The sequence below is a fragment of the Candidatus Rokuibacteriota bacterium genome (assembly GCA_030647435.1).
Classification (GTDB): Bacteria; Methylomirabilota; Methylomirabilia; order Rokubacteriales; family CSP1-6; genus AR37.
Genome location: JAUSJX010000112.1, coordinates 1 through 5,527, shown reverse-complemented (window position 1 = coordinate 5,527; position 5,527 = coordinate 1). Strand labels below are relative to the sequence as shown.

At 65.6% G+C, this 5,527-nt stretch carries 6 protein-coding genes and 2 pseudogenes; 4 read left to right on the top strand and 4 right to left on the bottom strand.

Annotated features, from left to right (window positions below; all coding sequences use genetic code 11):
• Positions 1 to 813, top strand: an 813-nt coding sequence (locus Q7W02_19685; protein MDO8478373.1) for a polysaccharide deacetylase, incomplete at its 5' end; no start/stop codon positions are given.
• Positions 813 to 998 (top strand): annotated as a pseudogene (locus Q7W02_19680) (SDR family NAD(P)-dependent oxidoreductase). The gene Q7W02_19685 and the pseudogene Q7W02_19680, both read left to right, overlap by 1 nt.
• 317 nt (positions 999 to 1,315) lie before the next feature.
• Here the strand turns inward: Q7W02_19680 and Q7W02_19675 are convergent.
• Positions 1,316 to 1,435: pseudogene (locus Q7W02_19675) on the bottom strand (FAD-dependent oxidoreductase).
• Between the two features lie 117 nt (positions 1,436 to 1,552).
• Between Q7W02_19675 and Q7W02_19670 the strand changes: the two are divergent.
• The gene (locus Q7W02_19670; GenBank protein ID MDO8478372.1) at positions 1,553 to 2,437 is read left to right on the top strand and encodes a hypothetical protein; all 885 of its coding nucleotides are present in this window, start codon (positions 1,553 to 1,555) and stop codon (positions 2,435 to 2,437) included.
• A gap of 21 nt (positions 2,438 to 2,458) precedes the next feature.
• Positions 2,459 to 2,716, top strand: a complete 258-nt coding sequence (locus Q7W02_19665) for a DNA-directed RNA polymerase (GenBank protein MDO8478371.1) — start codon at positions 2,459 to 2,461, stop codon at positions 2,714 to 2,716.
• 124 nt (positions 2,717 to 2,840) lie between these two features.
• Here Q7W02_19665 and Q7W02_19660 read toward each other — a convergent pair whose 3' ends face one another.
• The 3 genes from Q7W02_19660 to rpe form a co-directional block, all read right to left on the bottom strand.
• Positions 2,841 to 3,053 (bottom strand): hypothetical protein, encoded by a 213-nt coding sequence (locus Q7W02_19660; GenBank protein ID MDO8478370.1) that lies wholly within the window; start codon positions 3,051 to 3,053, stop codon positions 2,841 to 2,843.
• Positions 3,054 to 3,334: 281 nt separating this feature from the next.
• Positions 3,335 to 3,625, bottom strand: coding sequence for a hypothetical protein (locus tag Q7W02_19655; protein MDO8478369.1), 291 nt, complete (start codon positions 3,623 to 3,625; stop codon positions 3,335 to 3,337).
• Positions 3,626 to 4,637: 1,012 nt separating this feature from the next.
• A complete protein-coding gene (rpe, locus tag Q7W02_19650; protein MDO8478368.1) occupies positions 4,638 to 5,291 on the bottom strand; it encodes a ribulose-phosphate 3-epimerase in 654 nt (217 codons plus the stop codon).
• Positions 5,292 to 5,527: the final 236 nt, after the last annotated feature.

The following is a 5,527-nucleotide window of genomic DNA, read 5'->3' as shown; positions in this document are numbered from 1 at the left end:
GTTTGCGGTCATCGCTTCTCTGGTCTATTCTTCTGCCTCATGACCCAGCCGGTGAAGTGGCCCGACGCCGCCCTCGCGGACCGGCCGCTGCACATGTCGATGGGCGCCTACGGTCCCAAGACCGGCATGCCGCGCATCCTGGAGCTACTGGACCGGTACGGCGTTAAGACCTGCTTCTTCATTCCTGGATGGATCGTCGAGCGCTATCCCGCGCTCTGCGAGGACATCGTACGCCGGGGGCACGAGGTGGGGCATCACGGCTACCTTCACGAAAAGCCCTTCTTCATGAAGGACCGCGAGGAGGAGGAAGAGCTGCTCGTCAAGAGCCTCGACATCTTCAAGAAGATCCTGGGCGCCAAGCCCCTCGGGGCGCGGGCCCCGTCGGCCGATCCAAGCCGGCACACCATGGACCTGCTCAAGAAGCACGGGTTCGTCTATCACAGCAACGCCCTCGATACGGACCTGCCGTACTGCCACGAGACACCGCACGGCCCGCTCGTCGAGTTCCCCACCGCCTGGTGCAACAACGACGCGCCCTTCTTCCTGTTCAGCTCGGTGCCGCCCGTGGGCAACGGCATCTGGAGCCAGGAAGACGTGTGGGAGATCTGGTCGGAGGAGTTCGAGGGCATGTACGCGGAGGGCGGCTTCTTCAACTGGCTCGGCCATCCCCAGGTCGTTGGCCGGCCCTCGCGCATGCGCATGGTCGAGCGCCTCATCCAGCGAATAGTGGGCAAGAAGGACGTGAGGTGGCCCCGGCCTGTCGATCTCGCGCGGTTCTGGCTCGAGCAGGGCCCGAGCGGCGTCACGCGCTGATGGGCGGGGGACGGTTGGCCGGCCGCGTCGCCCTCATCACGGGCGCCAGCCGCGGCTTCGGGCGGGCCATCGCGCTGGCCTTCGCCCGCGAAGGGGCGCGGGTGGCCGCGAACTACCTGGCGAGCCGGCGGGAGGCCGACGAGGTGGTCGCGGAAGCCGGCCGGCTCGGTGCCGAGGCGATCGCCCTCTGCCCCGGGCCATCCGGCGCCGCCACGAGCTCGCGGTCACGAAGCGGGCCGAGGGGGTGCGGCTGCGGGGCCGGAGGGGGCCGCCGGGTGGCAGGGGCAGCATCGAGAGAAGGACTGAGCGGCGGGCGGAAGCAGCGCGTGACTCGGGCCGAGCGCGACCTGAGCAGGAAATGTCGATCGGGATGACGAAGCGTGGCGGGCGTTGTTAGAACGGGCTGACCTTCGCATGCTGTGACACGGCAGACCCCTGGGGAAGACCCTCGGGCAAGGCGGGCCATGACTGAGAACGGGTTTTATGTTATCTACGCCCCGATCTTCGGCTCCTTGTCGAGGACGACGAGGCGCGCGCGCGGGTAGCGGTCCGTCAGGGCGAGCGCGGTGGCGAGGCCGACGATGCCGCCGCCGATGATGGCGATGTCCGAGGTCGGAGTCACGGGCGGCAGGATATCAGCCTGTGGCAGCGGCTCCTGGGGCGGCCAGCGTCCGAGTATGGGAGATTATGTCATGGGGGTGGGGCCCACGAGGGGGGCGAACGCCGCCGGAGCGTGCTAATGTTGCCTACGCTCCTGCGCCTGTTCGTCCCGAATTACGGGCCGTTGGCCGATCAAGATGTCTACCGTCGGCACATCGTCGCGGGCGAGCGGGCTGAAGCAGAAGGAATCGCGACCCTCACGCCTTCGCAAAACGCCAGGGTCGAGGATCTGCTTCTCGCCCACACGCCCAAGTATGTGGAGGCGCTGCGAAGCGGTCAGCCCCCCGAGCTGGCTTCAACTGGGGGCATGTGGTTCCTGGGCTGTATCGATGTTTCGCTCTCGGCTCTAGGGGCATTTCTGGACGCCATAGATTCGGCCCTGACTGATGGAGTGGCCGGGATGCTTGGGGGCGGCGGTCATCATGCCTATCCCGACCACGGCGGCGCACTGTCGCCCGTCAACGATATGGCCATCGGAGTTCACCACCTTCGCCGTCGGGGAATCAGGCGGGTGTTGGTTCTGGATCTAGATGCCCATTTCGGCAACGGCACGGCGGCTTCCTTTCCCAATGATCCCGATTTGTTTCTCTTCGACTTCCACGGCCATGCCTCGGACTTCTGGCACCCGGACACGCCGCATCTCTTCAAAAACTTCCGGGACGAACCAGACGCCCGGCTTTATTTGCAGGCCCTTCAAAAAGAGCTGCCCAACGTGCTTGGTGAGTTCCGGCCCGAAGCGTGTCTCTACGCCGCGGGCATGGACGTTTTCTCAGGAACCCCGAACCCTCCGTTGCGTCTTCGCGTCCCTGACATCGAGAAGCGGGAAGCCTTTGTGTTTGAGGCGCTATCGAGTCGGCAGGTGCCGGTTGCTTACGTCCACGCTGGCGGATATGCCAGCCTCGAAACTTTGGCAGCGCTTCATCTGATCACTGCTCGTGCTGCACATGGGGCTCTGTCCCAATGAAGGCGGCTGTGCCGTCGGCTCCTGGGGCGGCCGCCGGCTGAGTCTGGGAGGTTCTGTCACGGGGACGGGGGCCACGGACGGGGCGACCGCCGCTGGCGGGCGGGCCTCACGAGGTTCGCCATGGAGCATGACGGCTACGGCACAGTCGCGGCGGACGTCCCGATGCTCGCCAAGGTGCTGCGGGAGAGCTTCGTCACCATGTATCAGCGTCACGACGTGCTAATGAGTCTTGCGGAACTGGTTAATGGCGTTTCCCCTCGTGAGCAGGCATTAACGTGATTCGCGAGACTCATTAGCGGAGTTCCAGGCGGGCCTGTCGAAGCCGGTCGGCTCGACGTTGCAGCGTGGCACGCTCGACATCCGAGGCGTGCTAGACTCGAAGTACTTCTTCGCCTAGCCAGCCTTACTTCTCCGAATCACCGACAACGTCGTAGCCAGCCGCCTTGTACGCCTTCACGCAATCCTTAATCTGTTTGGCTCTGACCGCAGGTATGTCGGGATTCATCACCTTGCACTCAACGGTCTGCTTCGTCTGAGGATTCTGAAGGACGACGACGCGCGTGGCTGAACCGCACGCACTGAGTAACAAGATAGAGGCAACCAGCATCACACGCATCTAACGTCCTCCTCTGAGAGTCCGGTTGACCAGCTCAAGCAGTCTCGATCGCTGCCTAGCCCCCGATCTTCACTCCGGGATAGCTGACCTTTCTCACCGCATCCGCCAGCACCGGCAGCGGCACCCCAAGCCCGTAGCTGCCCCTAAAAACGCTCTAAGCCCTCGTGCCGAGCGGGCGGCCGACGAAAGGTAAGCCACACCGCGGGCTTGTGAACATGCCGGACGCGGGCGCGCGCGCTATCGAGATCTCGGGCACTCCACCCTCCGGGCGCTGTCACCGCCTACCCACGACGGACTCGACGGTACCCCGCTGCAGGGTGCGTGACCATCACGAGGCTCGCTAAGTTGTCAGGAGCCGTGTCCACCAGCTCGACGACGACGAAGTCTCCGATCCTGAGATCCCTCGCGTGGATCGGCGTCGTGGTGAACGTGTCGGTCAGATCCCTGGCCATCTCGTTGCGCTCGGACAGAACGAACTGCGTGTCGGTGGTGATGCGGATCTTGAGCACACGCCGCTGCCCATTGATCCAATACTCCTCGAGAGTCAAGGTGCCGGCGGAAGCGTCCACCATCAACACGGTGCCGGTGTGCCGGACGCCGACGGCGACCGGGACTGGGCGCGAAGGTTCCGCGCCAGATGGCCCTTCTCGCTTGGCGCCACCGCTCTTGGATTTCGGGATCTGCTGCTCTGTCTGACCCGGCTTGACTACCCTCGGCTTGGCAGAGCGGTCCGCAGGGACATCGCGGACGACCGCAGGTGGGAGTTGGGCGCCCACGGCCGCCGGCGGTGTGGAAGGCGCTGATTGCGCCGGCAGAGGCGCAGTCTGTGGGGCCCCCGAAGGGGTCTCAGATCGCGTCGCCGGCTCAGTGGAAGCCACCAGCGGCGGTGTCGGTTGTGGCGGACGGTCACCGATGGAGGGAACCGAGGGAACCCAATGACGGAACGCCAGCTCGAGCTCGGCGCGGCGATCGAGAACGACGAGGACCAGCACTGCCACCAGCATGACGCTTGCCGCTACTGCGAGAAGCTTGGCCGGGATCCGAGGGATCACCGAGCGGCGGAGCCGAGGCCGCCAGGTAATCGGGCGAGCGCGGCCCTTCTTCTGGAGATTCTCGAGCTCCTGCCGGCACTCCGCGCACTTCCTCAAATGGGCTTCCAACGGGACACTCTCCGTCAGGCCGATGTCCCCGTCGAGGAGCGCAGAGAAGCCCTCGTGAGCATCCTGGCAGTTCATGGCAGATGCCGCCTCCCCCAGGTTCTTCTAGCCGGGATTTCCGATATGGACCATTCTTCCCTGCCTCCTATGCTGCTCAGCGCGCCGCGCGCCCTCCAACCAGACAGTTCGCCCCTTCAGAATATCAGAATAGATGACAGGGGGTACTCGCGCTCCCTGCCGTGCTGAGGTGAGAACATTCTCTCGACGTTCCTTAGGCATAATGTCTATGTCGGCTATGCACCTATGGACACTCGCGTGCGGAGGATCGCGAGCTGCGCCGGTGCGGGCGCGGCAGCCGGAGGCGTCGGGCTGTGGCATCTACCGGGAAGCCTGTTTCGGTAGTGCCGGTGACGGGAAAACGTCGGGCCTACTTCGATGCTTCCGACGCGCTCCGCAGATCCTTGACGGCTTGGGCGGGGTCCTGGGCGCCGAAGACGGCTGTGCCGGCCACGAGGATGGTCGCGCCGGCCTGGGCCAGGGGGCCGGCCTTGTCGCGCGTGACGCCGCCGTCCACCGAGATCTCGACCGGCCGCGTGCCGACCAGGGTCTTGATCTGGCGCACCTTGGCGATGGAAGACGGGATGAAGGACTGGCCGCCGAATCCCGGGTTGACCGACATGACCAGGATGAGGTCGAGGTCGTCCAGCACCCATTCGATGGTTTCAGGTGCCGTCGAGGGGTTCAGCGCCACGCCCGCTTTGGCGCCCGCCTCCCTGATCTGGTGGAGCGTCCGGCTCAGGTGCGGGCAGGCCTCGACGTGGACGGTCACGAGGTCCGCGCCGGCGCGGACGAAGGTCTCGATGTAGCGCTCGGGCTCGACGATCATCAGGTGAACGTCGAGCGGCAGGCGCGTGCGCTTCCTGATGGACTCGATCACGGGCGGGCCGATGGTGATGTTGGGCACGAAGCGGCCGTCCATGACGTCCACGTGGAGCTGGTCGGCGCCGCCGGCCTCCACGCGGGCCACGGCCTCGCCCAGGGCGGCGAAATCGGCGGACAGAATGCTCGGCGCGATCTTCATCTGAAGACGACCTTACTCCATCGCCCCGGTACCAGCAAACTTCGGGCTGCCGAGATCGATATGCCGGGCCGGACTCAGTCCAGTTCCTTCGCGAGCGACTCCGGGAATTCGGTTGGCGGCTCCTCCTCGGGCTCGACCGCCAGCACGGCCAGGTCCAGGGCCGTGAGCTTCTCGCGGAGCGCGCTGCAGGCGCCGGCGATCTGGTCTTCGGGCAGGAGCATCCCCGCGATCTCCGA

Bases quoted from the DNA above. Each gene is read 5' to 3' on its own strand.
- Q7W02_19660 (MDO8478370.1), bottom strand. From the start codon at position 3,053: ATGCGTGTGATGCTGGTTGCCTCTATCTTGTTACTCAGTGCGTGCGGT.
- Q7W02_19670 (MDO8478372.1), top strand. From the start codon at position 1,553: ATGTTGCCTACGCTCCTGCGCCTGTTCGTCCCGAATTACGGGCCGTTG.
- Q7W02_19655 (MDO8478369.1), bottom strand. From the start codon at position 3,625: ATGGTGGACGCTTCCGCCGGCACCTTGACTCTCGAGGAGTATTGGATC.
- rpe (MDO8478368.1), bottom strand. From the start codon at position 5,291: ATGAAGATCGCGCCGAGCATTCTGTCCGCCGATTTCGCCGCCCTGGGC.